Here is a 21,890-nt window from a genome sequence, read left to right on the forward strand (position 1 = left end):
GTCGGAGGGATGAAAGTGGCATTCACGCGAACGCGCAAACGCAATTTCCATCAAGTATCGCCGGCGACGAACATCGCTTTGAACGTGCTCACCGGCTTATTCGCCATTGCCTGCGTCTTCCCGTTCCTGTTCGTGGTACTCATTTCCTTTACGGACGAGTATACGCTCGCACGGGATGGCTACCGAATCATACCGCAGGCTTGGAGCCTGGACGCTTATCGCTTCATCTTCAAGACCGGCGAAGCGCTGCTCCGCTCCTACGGCGTAACGATTACGATCACCATTCTGGGAACGCTGGTCAGCCTGGCGCTCATTACGCTATATGCTTACGCGATCTCCCGCAAGAGCTTCGAGTATAGACGCTTCTTCGGCTTCTTCGCGGTGTTTACTCTCTTGTTCAACGGAGGCATGGTGCCGACGTTTATCGTCGTCACGCAGCTGCTCCATCTGCAGAATACGCTCGGCGCGCTCATCTGGCCGATGGCGGTTAACGCGTTCTACATCATGATTATGAGAACGTATTTCAGCACTATGGTTCCCGATGCGATTATCGAGTCGGGCAAAATCGACGGGGCGGGGGAATTTCAGACGCTGTTCAGGCTCGTGCTGCCGTTATCACTGCCGGGACTGGCGACCGTCGGGCTGTTCAGCACCCTCGGCTATTGGAACGATTGGTTTAACGCGCTGCTGTACATCGACGTGCCGAATCGCGTTCCGCTCCAATCGATGCTGATGCGCCTGGAAACGAGCATGCAGTTTTTGATGCAAAATACGACGAACTCCTCGATCAGCACGACGATCTTGCAGGATATGCCGCAGGAAACCTCCCGAATGGCGATGGTTGTGCTCGCCACAGGGCCGATTGTGCTCGCCTATCCGTTTTTCCAACGCTATTTCGTGCAAGGGCTGACCGTTGGAGCCGTGAAAGAGTAGGGGAGAGTGCAACGATGAGATCAGCTATCGTATTCTATGACGAACGTTTGCCCTTTGCGGGAGCCAGGCCGGGCGATACCGCTCTGGCCTCCTTTCCTCCGGGCTTCAGGATTGCAGGCTTGGACGAATTGCCGTCTGCCTTGGAGAAGGCCGATTGCCTGATCAACCTGCACGGTCCGTACTTTCCTAAGGGGGCATGGGCGGCAATATTGCATTTCTTGGAGGAAGGGGGAGCCCTGCTTCATCTTGGCGGAAAGCCGTTCCGAATTCCGGTTCGGGAAGCGGAAGGAGCTGTTGTCGCGGAGCGGAAACAGACGGCCTATCATCAGCAATTGCGCATACACGAGATTCTTCGCGTGGACCCTGCCCCGATCGCGCGCTATGCGGCCAGCGAGGAGTATCCTCTGCTGCGGGGACGGGAGGAGCTGTTTTCCGTGCAGGAGACGGACGGCTTCGTGCTGCATGCGACACGGGCCGACGACCGCGTCGGCGAAGGCGGCACCAGCGGTCCGATGGATGCGCACATCCATGCCCTGCTTAAGGGGATATCGCCGGAAGGGCGAGAAGTCGCCGCGCCGATCGTCTTGATCGAGAACGTGAAGGGCGCCTTCGCCGGAGGCAGATGGGTATTCGCGAATTTGCTCCCGGAGGCGCGCTTCTGGGAGCAAGGCGGCGTTGAAGCTCTCGTCGAATGGGCCGCTTTCGCGCGCCAAGGCGTTACGGAGCTCTGGCTCAAGCCGGGAGCCGCCGTGTACGAGCCCGGTGAACAAGCCCGGCTGATGCTTCAGGGGCAACGGTTGGCCAGACGAGGGGAAACGGCCGGAAAGCCGGAGATTCGCTGGGAATTCCGGCTGCAGCTCTTCCGTCATAGCGGAACGACGCGTGAGCAGATCGGGGAGGAGCGGTTCGCTCTTCCGATAACCCGGGAGCTGTCAATCGTACGCATCCCCGCGCCTTCGGCCGTTGAAGCGGGGCAATATACCCTCGAATGCCGCGCCGAATCGGAGAAGGGTGAAACGAGACTTCTGCTTCAGGGCTACTGGGGGATGGATAAAGCGCTGCTGGAGCAAGGAGAGCCGTTGCGCTGCGGACGCGATTATTTTCGAAAGAACGGAAGGCCGATGCCGGTTGTCGGCATGACTTACATGGGCTCCGACGTGGGGCGCAAATTTCTGTTCCTGCCCAATGTGGCGCTCTGGGACAGAGACATGGCCCGAATGAAGGAGGCGGGCGTCAACCTTATCCGCACGGGCATCTGGACGGCCTGGCGGCAGGTCATGTTCGTGGACGGCCATCCTTACGAGGAGGTGCTGCGCGCGATCGACGCCTTTATTCTGACGGCCGTCAAGCACGGAATGGAGGTTACGTTTACGTTCTTCTCCTTCGTGCCGGAGGCGTGGGAGGGCGTCAATCCTTATCTCGATCCTCGCAGCGTCGAGGCGCAGAAGCGGTTTGTCGCCGCAATCGTGTCGCGGCATGCGACCACCGCGAACGTTCATTGGGATCTCATTAACGAGCCGTCCCTGTTCGATCCCGCCAGGATTTTCTCGGGGCCGGCTACGGCGGGGGACGAGTTCGAGAGGACACGGTTCGCCGAATGGCTGGAGAAGCGGCATGGCACGATAGCTGCGCTGCAGGAGCGCTGGGACATGACGCCTCGACAATTGCCCGATTTCCGGTCCGCCCGGCTGCCTGACATCACGGACGTGAATTTTCGTACGACCCCGATCCTTCCGAAAAAAAGCGGGCCATGGCTCGATTACGCCTTGTTTACGATGGACATGCACAATCGCTGGATTGAGGAGATGACCTCTGCGATTCGGGCATGCGGTGGCCGCCAGCCCGTTACGGTGGGGCAGGACGAGGCATTGTCCGCACAGCGTCCGTCCCCTCATTTCTATGCGGAAGCGGTCGATTACACGACGATGCATTCCTGGTGGCTGATGGATCACCTCGTCTGGGACGGCATCTTCGCGAAGACGCCGGATAAGCCCTGCCTCGTGCAAGAAACCGGCATCATGTACGTCGAGACGGGCAACGGCTTTGCCAAGAGAACGGAAAAGGAGCTGCGCAGCATTCTCGAACGCAAGTACGCGTACGCGTTCGCGACCGGCGGGGCGGGGGCCGTTCAATGGATCTGGAATACGAACAGCTACATGAACAATGTGAACGAGTCCAACATCGGCGCGCTGCGGGCGGACGGCTCGGAGAAGCCGGAAGCCGATGTTTCGTATCGATTCGGGCAATTCATGGCGAGCATCGGCGATTTGTTCGAGGATCGGGAGCCAGAGGAAATCTGTGTCGTCTATCCGTATGCAAACGACTTTTCCACCCGCAAGCTGGCCTTCGATGCGACGGCGAAGCTGACGAGAACGCTCGCGTACGAGATGAAGACGGCGTTCAGAGCCGCAGGAGAGTATCATCTTGAACAATTGGCGGGCGATCCGGCCAAGCTGATCATTGTGCCGGGGGCTCATCAGTTTTCGGACGGGGCGATGGACAAGCTCGTCCGATGGATGGAGCGGCAAGGAGGAACGCTGCTCGTTACGGGCGCGCTGGGACTGGACGAATACGGCGCGCCGACCAGCCGCCTGCAGGAGCTGACCGGGGCGCGCCGTATTCGCAACGCGCTGCGGGAAGAGGCGCTGTCGCTGAACGGCCGTCTCTACCCGGTCTCGTTCGGCGGAGAGCGGATCGCCCAATTAAGCCTGGAGACGCCTCCCACTGCGGGAGAAGGCGCGGCGGGCGTACATGTAATCCCAGTCGGCCGGGGGCGGCTAATCTGGTGTCCGCTTCCTGTGGAATTGAACGACAGGACCGAGCCGATCGCGGCCCTGTACCGATATGCTCTGGACGCGGCGGGGGTACGGCCGGAGCTGCTCTGGCTGCAGGGCGGCGACGAGCCGGGCGTATACGGAAGGAAGCTTGCCTTCCCCCGAGGAGTCTTGTTCGTCTTCGTCTCCGAAAGCTCCCGCCGCATTCCGGTCAAGGTCGAGGACCCTGCGAACGGCGCGGTCTATTCCTTCGAGCTGGACAGCGAGCGCGCGGTCTTGTTCGCCGTCGACGGGAACGGCGCGATTCGGAGCGTCTATCGGCCCGACGAGGTTGCCGTTCTCTCATCGACTTAGCTTTAATACTGACACTTCAAGTATAGTTTGTTCACTAGAGGGTCCGGTATCGGCGTGATATATTCGGTCTTGGAAAGGCAAATTCAATGTGAAGGGGATAAAATGATGAGGAAAAAGCCGCAAGGCCGCAAAAAACTTGTCTGGTTGCCCGCTTTATTGTTGAGTATTACGCTTCTTCTGCCCGGAACCGCAAGCGCAGGCGATACCTGGCCCTTTACGGGCAGCAGCGCTCACGGCGTCAACGAGCCCAGCGTACATGGCTATACGAGCGGCCAGATCGCGAGATGGAGCCCGGCGATCGATCCCGATGCGGCAAGCTTGAGATCGCGCGTGCCCTTGCAGCTGCGAATCGCTTCGTTCGCCGCGACGCAGGCCAACCCGAGCTTAAGCGCAAACGCGAAAATGATCACGGTCGCGGGCGATTATGGAAACGCCTTCATCGAGAATGCGCCGTATACGAACAAATTCGCGCAATATCATTTCAGCTTCTGGCAATACGCGGACTACTACTCCTATTGGCACGGCACGGCGACGGCCTATACGCCTCCAAGCTACTACGACGCGTTGGCCCAGCAGAACTGGCAGCAAAAATGGTTCGAGTTCGGCATGCTGAACATCCCGAATCCGGCCTATACGGATGCGGCTCACAAGAACGGCGTACTGTCGCTGGCCTGTATTTTTTTCTCCAACAACGACCGGGGCCAGCAGACGTATAAGCAGATGCTCGCGAAGGATGCGGCCGGCAATTTTCCGGTGGCGCTCAAGCTGATCGAGATGGCGCAGTATTTCGGCTACGACGGCTATTTCATCAATCAGGAGGAGCTGTCTCCCAACGTCGCCACCGCGGATATCGCCAATTACAAAGCTTTCGTGAAGGCGCTGAGAAATGCGGGTTTGTACGTGCAGTGGTACGACTCGCTGAATACGAGCAACGGCTCCAATTCGTTCGCCAGAACCTTCAACGCAACGAACGCTTCCATGCTGCATGACAGCGTCTCCGGACGGGTGTCCGATTCCTTCTTCTTCGATTACGGCATGAGCGGCACGCAGATCTCCAATGCCGTCAGCTACTTGAATACGATCAACAGCGCTTACGGCACGAGCTACAACATTTTCGACACGGGCTTCGCCGGCATCGAGGCGGGAGGCAACCGCTGGAGCGCGACGAACGGAACCCAACTGAGCAGCAAGCTGTCCGGCAGCTCGTTAAGGCTGAGCCTGGCCACGCTGGGCGCGGATTTCGTGCACGCCGGGCTCGACGAGGATATGGGGCTGGCTTATCCGAGCAATCGGCGCGCGGACAACGATTACCAGTGGATGACGCATCTGAGGGAGCAGCTCTGGTGGTCGGGACCTAACGTCAACCCGAAAAATACGGCGAAGCCGACGACGAACACGGTCAGCGACGTATACGCGGATAATCGCAACTGGCCCGGCATCGCGTCCGTCATCGCCGAGCGCTCGGTCATCGGCGGCGCCAACTTCTATACGAACTTCAATACGGGGCATGGCCTGAACTATTATGCGAACGGGGCCGTGTCCAACCCGGACGAATGGTCCAACATGAGCCTGCAGGACATTCCCGTCACTTGGCAATGGTGGCAGGATACGACGGGCAACCGGCTTACGGTCGATTTCGACTACGGCCCGGAATACAACCTCGCCTCCACGAGCAGGTTCAATTACGAGCAGCTTGGCGGATATCATGGAGGCAGCTCGCTTGTCGTGAACGGCAGCCTGAACGCCGAAAACTTTTTGCGTCTGTACAAGACGAATTTGAGCGTTAACGCGAATTCGAAGGTTTCGATCACGTACAGAAAGCCTTCGGCTTCCGATCTGTCGACGATGCACGTTGGCCTTGTCTTCGCGGACAATCCGGGGGCGACGGTCAAGGTGCAGGTGCCTAATTCCGGCGCCCAGACAAGCGGCTGGGTGACGCAGGAGCTGAGCCTGGGCGCGTATGCGGGCAAGACGATTGCCGCGTTCGGCCTTGCGTTTAATCCCGGCACGGGCACGGTTAACAACTACCAGATGAATATCGGTCAAATTCGCATCTTCGACGGCTCGGCGGCTTCGCCTGCAGCGCCTTCCGGTCTGGCCATCGCCCAAGCGTACAAGGATTCGAACGAAATGGTCGTTAAGTGGAACATGAATACGAATTATGCGCAAGTCAAGCAGTATAACGTTTATGTCAACGACGTGTTTGTCGGCGGGAAGTATGACGACACGTTCTATATCAAGAAGCTGCCGGCCTTGTCGGGAACGATTAATGTCGCTGCCGTCGGCGCGGACGGAACGGAAGGTACCGCCGCTATGCTGCCGTTTGATCTGACAACCGCCGTCTCCGGCCTCAATGTCGCTTCGAGCGCGAACGGCCAGGTCGTCGTCAGCTGGACGAATCCGCCGTCGGGAACGGGTACGACGACCGTAAGTCTGCAGTCGCTCAACTGGATTACGACGGCAACGCCGATCAGCGTGCAGACGCAAGTGTCGCCCGGAGCGAATTCGGCGACATTCACCGGAATGCCCGTCAACGGCGACGATTACCTCGTAACGGTGACGAAGGGAAGCGCCGCGCCCGTCTCGAAGAGCGGGAACTTCATCGACGCCGTCTCCGAGCCTTACGCGGAAGCCTGGTCGTGGAGCGGCAACACGCTGAACCTGCCGATGCCGAATGCGAGAGACTGGCGCTATATGTATATTTACGAGAACGGAGTCGCCAGATCGTTCCCGACGACCTACAGCACGGGCAATCAGGCGAAAATCATACGCGGCCGCACGACCAAAGCCGCCCTGAGCTTCACCTCGACCGCGACTACCGTAACGGTGGTCATGGAGGATTACGCCGGCAATCTATCGACCCCGGTCTATTTGCGAGGCCAGTAACGGAGAGGGAGGAGAGCCGGAGGCTCTCCTCCCTTGCGAATAAGCACTTCAACTGACGACAAGAGAGGTTTGGACCCCATGGAAAAATTCAAGCTGCCATCGATTCATGTGCCGCCCTTAACCCTGCCGGACTCCGTTCGCAGCGTCATGACCCGCGCGGAGGAGAAGCTTGCCCATAGGCCGAGGCTGCTCCGCCAATTTTTGAATTGCTACCCGAATACGCTGGAGACGGCGACAAAGCTGACGGACGACGGAACGACATTCGTCCTGACGGGCGACATTCCGGCAATGTGGCTGAGAGATTCGGTCGAGCAGATGATCCATTACGTACCGCTGGCTGCCGAAGACCCCGGCTTGCAGCGGATTCTAAGCGGGCTGATTCGCAGACATGTGCGCTGCATCTTGATCGACCCCTATGCGAATGCGTATAACGAGTCGCCCAACGATTGGCATTGGGACGCTTCGGATGTGACAGAGATGGGGCCCTGGGCCTGGGAAAGAAAATTCGAGCTGGATTCGATCTGCTTCTCGATGCGGCTGGCTTACAAGTACTGGAGAGCTACGAAGCGCTCCGATATTTTCGACGACAGCTTTAAGGAAGCGATTCGGACGATTCTGGCCCTGTGGAGGACGGAGCAGCGTCATATGGAGCGTTCGCCCTACCGGTTCGAGCGGGATTGCGGAATGCTGACGGAAACGCTGCTGAACGAAGGACGGGGCTTGCCGGTGAACTTCACGGGCATGATCTGGTCGGGATTCCGGCCCAGCGACGACGCCTGCGAATTTCACTACAACATTCCCGGGAACATGTTTGCGGCCGTCGTACTCGGCTACATGCGCGAGATGGCCATGGAGGCTTACCGCGACGAGAAGCTGGCATCGCAGCTTGCGCGGCTGGAGGAAGAAATCAAACACGGCATTCGTCTGTACGGCACGTATCTTCATCCCGAGTTCGGACGCATCTACGCTTACGAAACGGACGGCTTCGGCAATTATTGCCTGATGGACGATGCAGGCACGCCGGGGCTGATGTCCATTCCCTATCTCGGCTTTACGGCTTGCGACGATCCGATTTACTTGAATACGCGAAGGTTTGCGCTCAGCACGGGCAACCCTTACTACTTTGAAGGCGTTGCCGCCAAAGGCATCGGTAGTCCCCATACGCCGCTGCGATATGTGTGGCCGATGGCGCTCTCCATGCAGGGCCTTACCGCCGTCTCGGCGGACGAGAAACGACGAATGGTCGACATGCTGGAGGCAACCGACGCCGATACCGGTTTTATGCACGAAGGCTTTCACGCGGACGATCCCGCTCAATATACGAGAAGCTGGTTCTGCTGGTCAAACAGCCTGTTCGCCCAGCTTGTGTACGACGGGATGGAGAAGCAATGGCTGTGACTGGAGATAACGACCAACGGAAACGGAGAGACGGAATGAAAAGCATCGATACAGGCACAACAGGTACGGCGACGGAGGAACGCGTTCACGCCCTTATTCGGATCATGACTTTGGAGGAGAAGATCGGCCAACTTCTGCAGCCCTTCGGCTGGCAGGTCTACCGCAAGGAGAGCGGCGGCATCGTGTTGACGGAACAGTTCAAGCGGAAGGTCGGCGAGGAAGGCGGAATCGGGGCTTTGTACGGAGTTCTGCGCGCGGACCCGTGGTCCGGCGTAACACTGCTGGACGGGTTGTCGCCCGAAGCGGGGGCCGAGGCGCTTAACGAAATCCAGCGGTACGCCGTCGAGCATTCGCGGCTCGGAATACCGATTCTGTTCGGGGAAGAATGCTCGCACGGGCATATGGCCATAGGAGCAACGGTATTTCCGGTGCCGCTGCTGCTGGGCAGCACCTGGAATGCGGATTTGTACCGGGATATCTGCAGGGCGATCGCGCGCGAGACCCGCAGCCAAGGAGGGGCGGCCGCCTATTCACCCGTGCTGGACGTCGTGAGAGATCCCCGATGGGGGAGAACGGAGGAATGCTTCGGAGAGGACCCGTATTTGATCGGGGAGTTCGCCGTCGCCGCCGTTGAAGGGCTGCAGGGACCGGGACTCGATTCCAAGGACAGCCTGATCGCGACGCTGAAGCACTTTGCCGGCTATGGAAGCCCGGAAGGCGGACGGAACGCAGGCCCCGCGCATATGGGGCCGCGCGAGCTGCACGAGGTCGATCTTCATCCGTTCCGGAAGGCAGTCGCCGCAGGCGCGGGCTCCGTCATGGCGGCCTATAACGAGATCGACGGCATTCCTTGCACATCCAGCGCGGAGCTGCTCACAGAGACGCTTCGGCAGGAATGGGGCTTCGACGGCTTCGTGACGACGGATTGCGGAGCGATCGAAATGCTGATCTCGGGACACGACGTGGCACAGGACGGTCCTCATGCCGCAGCTATGGCGCTGAAAGCCGGCATTGATATGGAAATGTCGGGGGAGATGTTCGGCCGACATTTGCAGGAGGCGCTGCACCGGGGGCTGATCGACGAGGCGCATATCGACGAAGCGGTCGGACGCGTGCTGACGGCCAAATTCCGTCTCGGCTTGTTCGATTCGCCGTACATCGATCCCGCGCATGCGAAGAGGGTCAACGGCTGCTCGGAGCATCTGGCTCTAGCGCGGGAAGCGGCTCAACAAGGCATCATCTTGCTTAAGAACGAGGACGAGGCGCTTCCTTTGTCGCCGAGCATCGGCAAAGTCGCGGTGATCGGTCCCAATGCGAACCGGATTTATAACCAACTGGGCGATTATACGTCGCCGCAAGCGCGCGAAGGCGTCGTTACGCTGCTGGACGGCATCCTGGCCAAGCTGGGCAGGCAACAAGGAGAGCGCGTCCTCTATGCGCCGGGCTGCGGCATTCGGGACGAATCCCGCAGCGGGCTGGATTATGCCGTGGAGAAAGCCTCGCTTGCGGACGCGATCGTGCTGGCCCTCGGCGGATCGAGCGCCAGGGATTTCGGAGAAGGCTCGATCGATTTGCGAACGGGAGCCTCTGTGGTGAACGGTCAGGCGGAAAGCGAGATGGAGTGCGGCGAAGGCATCGACAGAACCGATCTTCGCCTTCTCGGCGCGCAGCTTGAGCTCGCGCAGCGGCTTCGCGCGCTGGGCAAGCCGCTGATCGTCGTCTACATGAACGGTCGGCCCGTCGTCGAGCCCTGGATCGACGAGCATGCGGATGCCTTGCTGGAGGCGTGGTATCCGGGGCAGCTGGGCGGCGCGGCGTTGGCCGATATTCTGTTCGGAGACGTCAATCCGTCCGGGAGGCTTACGATTTCCGTTCCGCGGCATGTGGGCCAATTGCCGATTTATTACAACGGGAAGAGAAGCCGGGGCAAGCGTTATCTGGAGATGGACCTGACACCCCTGTACCCGTTCGGCTACGGCTTAAGCTATACCGAATTCGAATACGGACAGGCGACGGTTCAGCCGCAGCGGATTACGAAGGAGGGAACCGCTACGGCCAGCGTGACGATTACGAATGTCGGAACGAGGGCCGGCATGGAGGTCGTCCAGCTGTACGTCACGGACGAGGTCGCTTCGGTCGCGCGTCCCGCAATCGAGCTGAAGGGCTTCAAGAAAGTGAGCCTTCAGCCCGGCGAATCCCGCGAGGTCAGCTTCCCGATCTCGCGGGAGCAGCTGCAGATGCTGAACGGGCGCATGGAATGGACAGTCGAGGCCGGAGAGTTCCAGATCAAGATCGGTCCGAATTGCGAGCGGTGGACGAGCGATAAGCTTATCGTCGTTCCGGATGAGGAGGGGTAGCGCATGGATCGCATCGAGCGTTGGATTCGCGTGCTGGCGGATCGACAATGGAGGGAAAGCCACCCGCTAAGGGACTGGCGGATGAGAAAGACGCGTTATGTCCGGCCGGGCCATTACGAGGAGTTGCCCGGCGGAGCCGGACGCTTCCAGGACGATCGGCTGGACGGCGTGCACGGCATCACTTATTTTCTGACGCGCAGCGTTGCCGTTCCCCGCGAATGGGAGCCGGCAACGGCCGGGCTGCTTGTCCAAGGGGGAGGCGAAGGGCTGCTGAGGATCAACGGCGCTTCGTATCACGGCATCGACCGCAATCACTCCTTCATCCCGCTGTACTTATCGGGAGCCGATCAGGGGCGGGAGCTGTCTCTGGAGATCGAGCTGTACGATCCGATCCCGGAGCCGGTTGACCCGCTTAATCGACAGGCGACGATTCATCCCCCGGTGGAGCGCTTTCGCATTCTCCTCGTTCGGGTGGATAGGGCGGCACAGCAATTGCTGTACACCGTGCAATCGATCTATGAAGCGATGGCTCTGCTGCCCGGGACCAGCGCGGTTCGCCGTACCCTGAACGAGGCTCTTCATCGGGCCATGCGGGAAGAGGAGCATCTTCGCACGCAACAAGGAGGCGATATGGAGGGGCTGACCGCCATTGAACGAACGCTTGCGGAGGAGACAGGAAGCCTGGCGGCCCGGTCCACGGCTGGAGGCAAGATGCATATGATCGGCCAATCGCATATCGATATTGCTTGGCTGTGGCCCGTAAGGGAAACCGTCCGCAAGGCGAGCCGCACGTTCTCTACGATGCTCGCGCTGATGGAGGAATATCCGGATTTCGTCTATACCCAGAGTCAGCCCCTTCTGTACGCTTTTGCCAAGGAGCATGATCCGCAATTGTACGCTGCGATCAAGCAACGCGTCGCCGAGGGACGATGGGAGCTCGTCGGAGGCATGTGGGTCGAGCCGGATTTGAATATTCCGAGCGGCGAATCCCTCGTCCGTCAGATGCTGCACGGGCAGCTCTTCTATCAGGAGGAGTTCGATCGCAAGTCGCACATCGAATGGCTGCCGGATACGTTCGGCTACTGCGCTTCGTTGCCGCAGCTGCTTAAGCTTGCGGGCGTCGAATATTTCATGACCACCAAGCTGAATTGGAACGACACGAACAAGTTCCCTTACGAGCTGTTTCATTGGGTCGGAATCGACGGAACCTCCATCCTATCGTATTTGAATCACGGCCTCAACGAGCATACGCGGCCGGCGGACGTAGAGGAGCATTGGCGGGAATATCGGCAGCAGGATAAGCTGGATGAGCTGATGCTTCTATACGGCCATGGCGACGGGGGAGGCGGCGTTACCCGCCAAATGCTGGAATTCGTTCGCCGGTCTCCCCTGCTGCCGGGCTTGCCGGAGGCGAGAATGGGCCGGGCGGCCGCCTTCTTCGAACGGGTCGAAGAGGTGTCGGACACGCTGCCTCGCTGGCATGGGGATCTCTACCTGGAGCTTCATCGTGGGACGTACACGACACATGCGCGCAATAAAAGAAGCAATCGGCTTGCAGAGGTTTTGTACCGCGACGCCGAAGTCTGGAGCGAGCTGTCGCGATCGCTGGGGAGAGGGGCTGCCGGGCCACCGGAAGCGCTGAAGGAAGGCTGGCGGCTGATGCTGCTCAATCAGTTCCACGATATTATTCCGGGAACCGCGATTACCGAAGCTTATGAAACGTCAAGGGAGCAATACGAACAAATTTTTGCCGCAGGGACACAGGAAAGAGATCGTGCTCTGCGCGATATCGCGCTGCGAGTAGCTGTCGATAGCGGACAGGGAACGCCATACGTGCTGTTCAACAGTCTCGGATGGGAACGGACGGACACCGTCATTCTCCGAGGCGGACCGGAGCTGCGGAACACGGCCGCTTACGGGGCAAAGGGAGAGCGGCTGGAGAGCGATTATGTGCCGGGAGGCGGCGTTGGCGGCGAGAGCGAGCTGCGCGTGACCGTTCCGGCGATCCCGGCGTTCGGCTATGCCGCGATATGGCTGCGGGAGCGGCCTCAGGAGGAAGAGACGCAGCAGCGGGCGGAAGCTCCTGACGCGCTGGGCTCTTCCTGGGAGACGGCCTCCTATCTTCTGGAGTTCAACGAGCGCGGAGAAATTACGCGCTGGCTGGACAAGGCGAACGAACGCGAGCTGCTGCGGCCCGGAGCCGTGGCGAACGAGCTGCAGCTATTCCACGACCGACCGCTGCTCTGGGACGCATGGGATATTGACCCGCGCTATGAAGAGCAGCGCGCGGAGCGAGTCGAATTGCTCGCCGCGAGAACGGTATTGGCCGGGGACACGGCGGATATTCTCCGGTTTGAATGGCGGCTTAACGAGTCCCGGATCGAGCAGGAGCTCATCCTGCATCATCGGGACAGACGAGTGGATTTCCGGACTCGCGTCGATTGGCGGGAGCGCCATAAGCTGCTTAAGGCGGCATTCCCCTTCGAGCTAGTCTCGCAGAAAGCGACGTATGAGATTCCGTTCGGCGCTCTGGAAAGGGCGACCCATCGCAACACGAGCTGGGAGCAAGCCCAATACGAGGTGTGCGGCCATCGCTGGGCGGATGTATCGGAGGGGGACTACGGCATCAGTCTGTTGAACGATTGCAAGTACGGGTACGATATCCGCGGCGGGACGATGAGGCTGTCTTTGCTGAGAGCGTCAACGTGGCCGGACGAATTCGCGGATATAGGAGAGCATGAGTTTACGTATTCGCTGTATCCGCACGACGGCGACTGGCGAGCCGCTCAGGTCGTCCGCAAGGCATGCGAGCTGAATCATCCGGTCGTCGCGCTTGCGGCAAGCGATTCCCCCGCGCATACGGTACATCCGAGATCGCTGCCGACGGAAGGCTCTCTGATGAGATACAGCAGCCAATCGGTTATTCTGGATACGATCAAGCCGGCGGAGCGCGGGAAAGGTACAGTCGTCAGGCTGTATGAATCGTGCGGCAGCCGCGACAAGGCCATTATTGCCCTGCCTCCTACCGCGAAGCGCGCGCTGCTCGTCAACCTGCTGGAGGAAGCGCTCGAAGAGCTGGATGTGTCGCCGGAAGGAACGCTTGAGCTGTCGTTCAAGCCTTACGAGATCAGAACCATTCGAATGGAAGGCTAGTTGGCGGACTCGAAGCCCGCTGCTTGCCGGAGAGATTGCATTCTCCATACCTCAATCGCGAGCCCCTTCGTCGGAGTCCACTGCCGATATGAAGGGGTTTGTCGTCGTTCCGCGAGGCCGTATGGATTTTCATAACGGTCGACTGTATATTTAGGCATAGGCCGTTTTTGCAGCTTGCGGGAAGGCCGGCCATTTATCAGATCGTCTAAGGAGACCGTCCGAATGACCAAATTGCAACCTTTCGGCGAATGGTTCCGGGATCGCAGAATCCGGACCAAAATTATGCTCGTCTATCTTCCGCTGTTGCTGATCCCTTTTCTCGTGCTCGGCTACGTAGGCAATGCGGTCTATTCGAACGTTGTGGTGGACAAAACCGCGAAGAGCTTCGCGGACAACTCCTCCCTGATCATTAACCGAATGAGCGGGATGATGGAGAACGTGGAGAGCAGCGCGAATATGCTTTCCTTGAATTTGAATCGGGCCATCGCCGCTACGCCGGACAAGGGGGATGACTTCGATCTGACCCGCTATACGGCGATTACGACCCAGATCAGTCTGGCGCTGCTCGTCTTCCCCGACGTGGAATCGGCGGTGTTCATCGACACGAAAGGCAGAGCCTACGGCTCCAATCGGTTCGTCGAGGAGCATCGTCCTCCGGAAATCCGGGAGGCGCTGTACGAGGCCGTGGACGCTACAAACGGAATTACGATCTGGATGCCGATGCAGCGGCGCTCCTACTGGGTTACCGATACGCAAGCCCCGGTGCTTACCGCAGGCAAGAAAATCGTCGAGATCAACTCCGGCTCTACGCTCGGCATTCTGCTGCTGAACTTAAGGGAAAGCCAGTTTTCCGCCGTGTTGAATACCATGAACGCAGAGCCTTCGGCCCAATATCGAATTGCGGACGCTTCAGGAAACGTCGTGTCGGCGAGCAGGCAGGAGGAGGTCCTGCGGCCAATCGGGGATACGGATCTGCTGACCTGGGTGACGGGGCACGCGAAAGAGACCGACATACGGACGATCGACGGCGAACAAACGCTGTTAACGCTGGAAAGCTTCCAGAAGCTGGGATGGAAGCTGGTCAGCGTTACGCCGCTCAAGGCGCTGACCACCGATCTGGCGCAGATCAAGATTACGCTGGCGATCGTCGCCGGATTGTGCTTGCTGTTCGCGGCTGCAGGCGTCGCTTATCTATCGAAGTGGATCGCCAATCCGATCGTCAGGCTGGCCAAGAGCATGAAGGGCTTCCAGGCCGGAGACCTGGACGTCAAGCTTGCCGTCGATTCGAAGGACGAGCTGGGGCTGTTCGCCTCCGGCTTTAACGAGATGACCAGAAGAATCAAGCTGCTGCTCGCCAACGTGAGGTTCGAGCAGAAGAAGAAGCAGGAGTATGAGCTGGCGCTGATTCAGGCGCAGATCAAGCCGCATTTCTTATACAATACGCTCGATGTGATCTACGCTCTGTCGGAGATGGGCAGAATCAAGGACGTGCAGCGGACGACCAAAGCGCTGGCGGACTTCTACCGCCATACGTTAAACCAAGGCCGGGAGCTCATAACGATCGAACAGGAGATTCGCATCGCGAGGGATTACCTGGCTATTCAGCATATCCGGTATTCGGACGTGTTCACGTATACGATCGAGATCGACCAGAACATTCTGGACCGGCCGATTCTCAAGCTCACGATTCAGCCTCTGATCGAGAACGCGATCTATCACGGGCTGAAGCTGCGCAAGGAGAAGGGCCATCTCCGCATCCGCGGAAGCCGCGAGCCGGGCGCAATCGTCCTGACGGTGGAGGATAACGGAGTCGGCATTCCGCCGGACAAGCTTCGCCGGCTTCTTCGCTATTCTTCGGAGGAGCCAGACGGGAATATGGTGCCGGAGGAGCGGCCGGCTTCGTTCGGCCTGCGCAACGTGAACGAAAGAATCCGGCTTTCGTTCGGAGAACCTTACGGACTGAAAATCGACAGCAACCCGGAGGAGGGCACGGTCGTCACCGTTACGCTCCCTCTCGAACGAAACGGAGGAACCGAGCTTGATTCAATTGATGATCGTGGACGATGAGTCCATCTTCAGGGATTACCTCAGAATGGTGCTGCCCTGGGAGGAATACGGGTTTGAGATTGCGGGAGAGGCGCGCAACGGGGAAGAAGCGCTGGAATTGGCCCGGCGCATTCGCCCGGATATTGCGTTGATCGATATCAATATGCCCTTCATGGACGGCCTGGAGCTGACCGGGAGGCTTAAGGAGATTTATCCGGAGACCGGCATTATTCTCATTACAGGCCATAATGAATTCGAGTACGCGAGGCGAGCGATTAAGCTTGGCGTCGAGGATTACGTCCTGAAGCCTTTCACGAAGGAGGAGCTGCTGCTTACGCTGCTCAAGCTCCAGTCCGAGATTCGCCGGACGCGGGACAAGCAGCTGACCCTCAAGGCCAATGAAGCGATGTTGAGAGAGAGCTTCCTTAACCTTCTAATCGAGAGCGAGCATCTGAGAGAGGAGGAGACGCGCGCGCGTCTGGAGGGCTTCGGATACCCGGCCGCGTCGAACCGCTTCCAGGTCGCTTGCATCGAGATCGATCATATGGACGACAAATGGCGCGAGGTAAGCGATCGGGAGCTATGGAAATTCGCCGTGGCGAATATATTGTCCGAGACGCTTCGGTTCGAAGGCAATCCGATGATTTTCAACGGCCCGGAAGGCCGCATTCTATGCGTCTGCGAGCCGGACGGCAGAAGCGTTCAATCGGGCGACTTCAACGATGCGTACGAGCAGCTTTGCTTCATGATCAAGAAGTATCTGAAATTCGCCGTAACGATCGGGCTCGGAACGTTCCACGAGGGCGTAGGCGGCATTCGCCGATCTTACCTGGAGGCAAGGCGCGCGCTCCAGTACAAATTCGTGATCGGAAGCGACCGCGTCATTGCCTATGACGACAAGATCGAAGGCGTTCGCGGGTTTGCCAGCGGCTTTATCTCCTCCCAGACGAACGAGGAGCTGCTGATCGCTCTGCGCCTGGGCGACGCGGACAGCGTCAACCGCAAGCTCAACGATATTTTTCAAGGGATTGTCGCGGACAGGCTCTCCCTCGATTACGTATATACGATCTGCATGGGGCTAGTGTCGATCTGCCTGTCCTGCGTGTCGGAGAGCGGGCATCCGATCGAGGATTGCTTCGGAGAGCAATTTTACCCCTACAGCGATATCATGCAGCGCCATTCCATCGAGGAGGTTCGGCATTGGATCGTCGGGATGTACGGTACAGCTATGGATTACATGAGGCTCCATCGCCAGACCAAGTCCGGGAAGGTGGCGGAGACGGCCAAGCAGCTGATCGACGAGCAGTACCGGGATTCGGAATTGAAGGTCGAGACGATCGCGCAGCAGGTCTATATCAATCCGAGCTATCTGCGGGGCGTATTCAAAAAAATGCACGGCCTTACCGTCGGCGATTACATTACGCAGAAGCGGATGGAGCAGGCGAGGGCGCTGCTCGCGGAAGGCGCCTTCAAGCTGGCGGATATCGCGGAACGGGTCGGCTACAACGATCCGGCTTACTTCAGCCGCGCCTTCAAGAAATATTACGGCTACTCGCCCAGAGACTACGAGAACATGCGCGGATAATCCTAATGAGGTGCGTTTAGTCCATATAGAATGATCTTCCCGCAGGCTATACTGAATTTGTCTTTAGAGCAATCGTGTGGTTGCAGGCGAGAAGGTTATTTTGTGACGGGGGGTACATCCAATGAAAAAAATGAAAAAGGGCTTATCGATCGGGCTTGTGCTATCGCTTGCCTTTGCGCTGGCTGCATGCGGCGGCAAATCGGACACTCAGTCCGGAAGCTCGGCAAGCTCGTCCCAGGAAGGCAAAACGAAGCTGAGAATCTATGCGCAATACTCTGACGAGGACACGAAAGGCTACTACGATTACGCCGTAGCCGAGCTCGCCAAGGAGATGCCTAACGTAGAGCTTGAGCTGGAAATCCAGGCGCAGGACGACGGCCAGAAGCTGAAAACCTACGCGGCGACAGGCAACCTGCCGGATATCATCAACGTCGGATTGGATCAGATCAACGTGTTCCGCAAGTCCAACAACATTCTGGAGCTGGACGAGTACGTCGACAAGCTCGGCTTCAAGGACAAGATGCATCAGAACGCGCTGAACACGCTGTACACGGACGACAACCACGTCTACGCGTTCCCGTATGCGGGGAACGAATTGATACTGCTGTATTACAATAAGGAGCTGTTCGAGCAGAACGGAGTCAAGGTTCCGACGACCTTCGAAGAGCTTCGGACGGCAATCGACGCCTTCGCTGCCAAGGGGATTACGCCTCTGTCGATCTTCGCCAAGGAGAAGTGGCCGGACGTCGCCTTCTTCGATATGTTCGCCACGCGGTATCGCCCGGGAGGCATCAGCGATCTCGACAAGGGCATCGCCCAGCCGTCGGACGAGGCTTACCTGAAAGCCGCGCAAGACATTGTCGATCTGGTGAAGGCGGGATTGCTGCCTAAGGGAGCGACCAACCTCAACTACGATCAGGCTGCGGCTCTGTTCCACGAAGGCAAGGCGGCCATGTTCGTCAACGGACAATGGGAGATCGAGGCCTCGACCAAGGCGCTGGGCGACATGGTCGGCTACATGTACTACCCGGCGCCGGATGCTGCCTCTTACGAGAGCGCCAAGTATGCCTTCAGCGGCGGCGGAACGCCGGGCGGATACGCGGTGTCGGCCAATACGAAGGACAAGGAGCTTGCGGCCAAGGTGGCCAGCTTCATCGCCCTGAAATACGCGGAATTCAAATATACGCAGAAGGGCAGTCCGATCGTATCGACGAAGGTCGACAAGCCGGTCGAGAAGCCGTTCGATCCGATGATGGAGCAATTGTCCAAGGATATTCCGAGCATTACGAGCACGACGGCGTTCGCTTGGGGATTGTCCAACACGAAGTTCAAGGCGGCCATCGAGGACGCGTCCCAGGCGCTGCTTAGCGGCTCCTACACCGCCGAACAGTTCATCTCCGATCTGGAGAGCGCACTGAAATAACCGATTACAGATAAATCCTAATAAGAGCCATGTTATGCCAAGGTATACATGGCTCTTTTTAGCGACCGGCAAGGAGGAGTAGAGATGAACAAGTACCTGGGCAACAGGGGGGCCATCCTTCTGTTTACGCTGCCGACCGTTCTGCTGTTTACGGTTATCGTATTTTGGCCTACGCTGCAGGTTTTCTACAGAAGTTTCTTCGATTGGGACGGGCTGAACGAGGGCACGTTTATTGGATTGGACAATTTCATCCGGTTGTTCGAGGACCGGCTGTTCTATACTTCGCTATACAACGGCCTTATTTTCGCCGCTGTGCTGGCGGTTCTTCAGATCGGGATCGGCACGATCCTTGCCCTGACGATCTCCGGCAAAGGGACGAAGGGGCGGAAATTTCTGCGGATCAGCTACTTTATTCCAGTCGTGCTTTCGGTGACGGTCGTGTGCCAATTGTGGCTGGCGATCTACAACGGAGAATACGGATTGATTAACAAGCTGTTCGAGATGGCGGGCATCGAATACCGTCAGGACTGGTTGTCCGACGGGAAGACGGCGATTTACGCCATTGCCCTCGTGAATGCCTGGCAGTACATGGGCTATCACTTCGCTCTGCTGCTCGCGGCGGCAAACTCCATTCCCGAGCAGTATTTGGAAGCCGCGCGCATCGACGGCGCCGAGAAGTGGAAGGCCCACTGGAAGGTGACCATTCCGCTGATGGCGGAAACGTACAAGTTCTGTTTCGTTCTAGCGATTACAGGGGGACTGAACGCCTTCGCCAACATGTATATTATGACGGGCGGAGGTCCGGGCACCGATACCTATACGCTTACGTACATGATGTACCGTTCCGCATTCCGGGTAGGCGAGTTCGGTTACGGCAGCGCTTCGGCGGCGTTCCTCGTCATCGAGTGTCTCATCGTCACGTTCGCGATCAACAAGCTGATTGCGCGCGACCGAATTGTCTACTAGGAAGGAGAGATGGCGAATGCTTGCAAGGCTAAGAAAAAAACAGCCGTTGTTCCAGTTGTTTCTGTGGCTGTATGCGATCATATCCGTATATCCGCTTGTATGGATGGTATTCTATTCTCTAAAGGACAACAACGAGATTTTCGTTACGAATCCGTTCGGGTTCCCGACCTCGCTTCGTTTCGAAAATTATACGGCTGCGCTCTCGCAGTTTAACGTGCCTCAATATTTCCTCAACAGCGTTCTCGTCACGTCGATTACGGTCGTCGGGACGATCGCGCTAGCGATCATGTTCGCGTATTCCGTGGCCCGGCTGCGCTGGCGGGGCAAAACGATTGCGCAGATGTACATCGTCATCGGGATGTTCGTGCCGGTTCAGGTCATTATGATTCCGCTGGCTATTCTGGTCCGCGACTTCCATCTGACCAATACGTACTCCTCGCTTATTTTGCCTTATATCGCGTTTAATGTATCCTTCTCCTCTATGGTGTTCTATGGCTTCTTCCGCACGATCCCCAACGATCTGGAGGAATCGGCTTGCATCGACGGGGCCAATATTTATCAAACCTTCTGGAAGATCATGCTTCCGCTGGTCAAGCCGTCGATTGCGACGATGGTCATCTTCGTCTTCCTGGCGGCCTGGAACGAATTCCCGATTGCATTGATGCTCATCTCCGACGAATCGCTCAAGACGCTGCCGCTCGGGCTGCAATTTTTTCAAGGGATGTTCACGACCGATTGGGGGGCTATGGGCGCAGCGATGACTATCGCTTCGCTGCCGACCGTGCTCGTCTATATCCTGTTCAGCGAACAGGTGGAGAAGGCCATGACGGTCGGCGCGGCAGTCAAGGGCTAGAAGCTTGCGCCACTGTTGGCGGCTGAGGCCGTCTATAGCGAAACGGCTGTCCCGCGGAGCTTACGGAGCTCCGGTGACAGCCGTTTCGTCAGGTTTGGGAAGCGTCAGGTTGAGGAAGGACACTCTGCCTTCGAAGCGCGGATCGAAGACGCGAATCTCGTCTCCGAGGTCCTGCGTGACCACGAACGGGGCGAACAGCAGCAGATCCCTTGCGGGTCGATGAGCCTTCAGCAGCTCGAGATCGATGGGATCGTTGCGATACGTTTTGACGATCTGCGGAGACTTCCCGATTTCATGCCGGCCTTCGATCGCTTGCTCTTCCTTGATCCCGTAGTAGGAAAGTCCGCCGGGCATGCGATCGGCTCGAATGGCGACCTGCTCATGCCCGTCCCGCTGTAATTCAACATAGACATAAGCGGTATGAGCAATCTGGAAGCAGGCGTAAAGCGCTCCGACGGCCCAGAACATGCGGAAGAGGCGCTGTCGGTGCTTCTGGCTGCGGTAGAGAAACAGGAAGGGCAGTATGGCGGCCGCCATGATCCAGAACACATAACCCTTGTTTGGAATAATGCCGATGGCGTACCTTCGGGAAGTGAACGGCTCTAGCAGTCCCGTGCCCCAGGCGTTCGTCCAATCGCTTACGATGTGAAGGAGCACGCCGCCTGCGGCTGTCGCGAAGAGGCGCCAGTCCCTGACGCGAAACACCGCCCATGACAGCAAATAAAACATAGCCGCCCATACGGGCACCATCGCGAAGGAATGAGTAATGCCTCTATGGGACATCAGATAGCTCGCGCCATCGCGAGCCCATTGCAGATCGATGTCGGGAATGACGCTCGATCCGACCGCCGTCCCCAGCAACGCCCATTTGGTCCGTGCGTTCATGTCAATTTTATTAAGCGCTCCATAGATGGCCACTCCGAACAGGGTATGGGTAATATAATCCATGCTCTAGCCCCTTCTTTCGCCGCGAATCTTCTTCCTCTATCATCGCCGACATCGGCTTAAGAAGCAACGTCCAACTGTCGAGCGCGGCAGCAGCCGGGGAAAACCGGGAGAAGTTCTAAAAACGTCCATTGACTCTCCCTAATGATATGTCTATAATTACTTATTGTCTTGAGAATGATTATCAATAACAAACGGTGAAAGCCGAAACGGCAAG

The 21,890-nt window shown here is 58.2% G+C and carries 12 protein-coding genes; 11 read left to right on the top strand and 1 reads right to left on the bottom strand.

The features are described from left to right. Positions 1-15 precede the first annotated feature (15 nt). The 11 genes from ACFO1S_RS00095 to ACFO1S_RS00145 all read left to right on the top strand — a co-directional run bounded on the left by ACFO1S_RS00095 (position 16) and on the right by ACFO1S_RS00145 (position 20,728). Positions 16-933 carry a carbohydrate ABC transporter permease gene (locus ACFO1S_RS00095; protein WP_378126012.1) on the top strand — a complete coding sequence of 306 codons (918 nt, stop codon included), beginning with the start codon at positions 16-18 and terminating at the stop codon, positions 931-933. Positions 934-947: 14 nt separating this feature from the next. After that, positions 948-4,061 (top strand): beta-galactosidase, encoded by a 3,114-nt coding sequence (locus ACFO1S_RS00100; protein WP_204604693.1) that lies wholly within the window; start codon positions 948-950, stop codon positions 4,059-4,061. A gap of 102 nt (positions 4,062-4,163) precedes the next feature. Next, positions 4,164-6,947, top strand: a complete 2,784-nt coding sequence (locus ACFO1S_RS00105) for an endo-beta-N-acetylglucosaminidase (RefSeq protein WP_204604692.1) — start codon at positions 4,164-4,166, stop codon at positions 6,945-6,947. Positions 6,948-7,025: 78 nt separating this feature from the next. Beyond that, positions 7,026-8,345, top strand: a complete 1,320-nt coding sequence (locus ACFO1S_RS00110) for a glycoside hydrolase family 125 protein (protein WP_204604691.1) — start codon at positions 7,026-7,028, stop codon at positions 8,343-8,345. A gap of 35 nt (positions 8,346-8,380) precedes the next feature. Beyond that, positions 8,381-10,702 carry a glycoside hydrolase family 3 N-terminal domain-containing protein gene (locus ACFO1S_RS00115; RefSeq protein WP_204604690.1) on the top strand — a complete coding sequence of 774 codons (2,322 nt, stop codon included), beginning with the start codon at positions 8,381-8,383 and terminating at the stop codon, positions 10,700-10,702. A gap of 3 nt (positions 10,703-10,705) precedes the next feature. After that, the gene (locus tag ACFO1S_RS00120; RefSeq protein WP_204604689.1) at positions 10,706-13,855 is read left to right on the top strand and encodes an alpha-mannosidase; all 3,150 of its coding nucleotides are present in this window, start codon (positions 10,706-10,708) and stop codon (positions 13,853-13,855) included. A gap of 222 nt (positions 13,856-14,077) precedes the next feature. Continuing rightward, positions 14,078-15,922 carry a cache domain-containing sensor histidine kinase gene (locus ACFO1S_RS00125; protein ID WP_204604688.1) on the top strand — a complete coding sequence of 615 codons (1,845 nt, stop codon included), beginning with the start codon at positions 14,078-14,080 and terminating at the stop codon, positions 15,920-15,922. Beyond that, positions 15,894-17,486, top strand: a complete 1,593-nt coding sequence (locus ACFO1S_RS00130) for a response regulator transcription factor (RefSeq protein ID WP_204604687.1) — start codon at positions 15,894-15,896, stop codon at positions 17,484-17,486. The genes ACFO1S_RS00125 and ACFO1S_RS00130 overlap by 29 nt, the downstream gene beginning before the upstream one ends. 121 nt (positions 17,487-17,607) lie before the next feature. Continuing rightward, positions 17,608-18,909 (top strand): ABC transporter substrate-binding protein, encoded by a 1,302-nt coding sequence (locus tag ACFO1S_RS00135; protein WP_204604686.1) that lies wholly within the window; start codon positions 17,608-17,610, stop codon positions 18,907-18,909. A gap of 84 nt (positions 18,910-18,993) precedes the next feature. Beyond that, positions 18,994-19,875 carry a carbohydrate ABC transporter permease gene (locus tag ACFO1S_RS00140; protein ID WP_204604685.1) on the top strand — a complete coding sequence of 294 codons (882 nt, stop codon included), beginning with the start codon at positions 18,994-18,996 and terminating at the stop codon, positions 19,873-19,875. A gap of 16 nt (positions 19,876-19,891) precedes the next feature. After that, positions 19,892-20,728: a carbohydrate ABC transporter permease gene (locus ACFO1S_RS00145; RefSeq protein ID WP_204604684.1), complete on the top strand. Its 837-nt coding sequence runs from the start codon at positions 19,892-19,894 to the stop codon at positions 20,726-20,728. Between the two features lie 60 nt (positions 20,729-20,788). Here ACFO1S_RS00145 and ACFO1S_RS00150 read toward each other — a convergent pair whose 3' ends face one another. Further along, a complete protein-coding gene (locus tag ACFO1S_RS00150; protein WP_204604683.1) occupies positions 20,789-21,676 on the bottom strand; it encodes a metal-dependent hydrolase in 888 nt (295 codons plus the stop codon). Positions 21,677-21,890 lie beyond the last annotated feature (214 nt).

Origin of the sequence: Cohnella boryungensis, from assembly GCF_042651945.1 — a bacterium.
Taxonomy (GTDB): domain Bacteria; phylum Bacillota; class Bacilli; order Paenibacillales; family Paenibacillaceae; genus Cohnella; species Cohnella boryungensis.

Excerpts from the sequence above, each read along its gene's own strand:
- ACFO1S_RS00100 (WP_204604693.1), top strand. The coding sequence starts at position 948 with ATGAGATCAGCTATCGTATTCTATGACGAACGTTTGCCCTTTGCGGGA.
- ACFO1S_RS00105 (WP_204604692.1), top strand. The coding sequence starts at position 4,164 with ATGATGAGGAAAAAGCCGCAAGGCCGCAAAAAACTTGTCTGGTTGCCC.
- ACFO1S_RS00110 (WP_204604691.1), top strand. The coding sequence starts at position 7,026 with ATGGAAAAATTCAAGCTGCCATCGATTCATGTGCCGCCCTTAACCCTG.
- ACFO1S_RS00115 (WP_204604690.1), top strand. The coding sequence starts at position 8,381 with ATGAAAAGCATCGATACAGGCACAACAGGTACGGCGACGGAGGAACGC.
- ACFO1S_RS00120 (WP_204604689.1), top strand. The coding sequence starts at position 10,706 with ATGGATCGCATCGAGCGTTGGATTCGCGTGCTGGCGGATCGACAATGG.
- ACFO1S_RS00125 (WP_204604688.1), top strand. The coding sequence starts at position 14,078 with ATGACCAAATTGCAACCTTTCGGCGAATGGTTCCGGGATCGCAGAATC.
- ACFO1S_RS00135 (WP_204604686.1), top strand. The coding sequence starts at position 17,608 with ATGAAAAAAATGAAAAAGGGCTTATCGATCGGGCTTGTGCTATCGCTT.
- ACFO1S_RS00140 (WP_204604685.1), top strand. The coding sequence starts at position 18,994 with ATGAACAAGTACCTGGGCAACAGGGGGGCCATCCTTCTGTTTACGCTG.
- ACFO1S_RS00145 (WP_204604684.1), top strand. The coding sequence starts at position 19,892 with ATGCTTGCAAGGCTAAGAAAAAAACAGCCGTTGTTCCAGTTGTTTCTG.
- ACFO1S_RS00150 (WP_204604683.1), bottom strand. The coding sequence starts at position 21,676 with ATGGATTATATTACCCATACCCTGTTCGGAGTGGCCATCTATGGAGCG.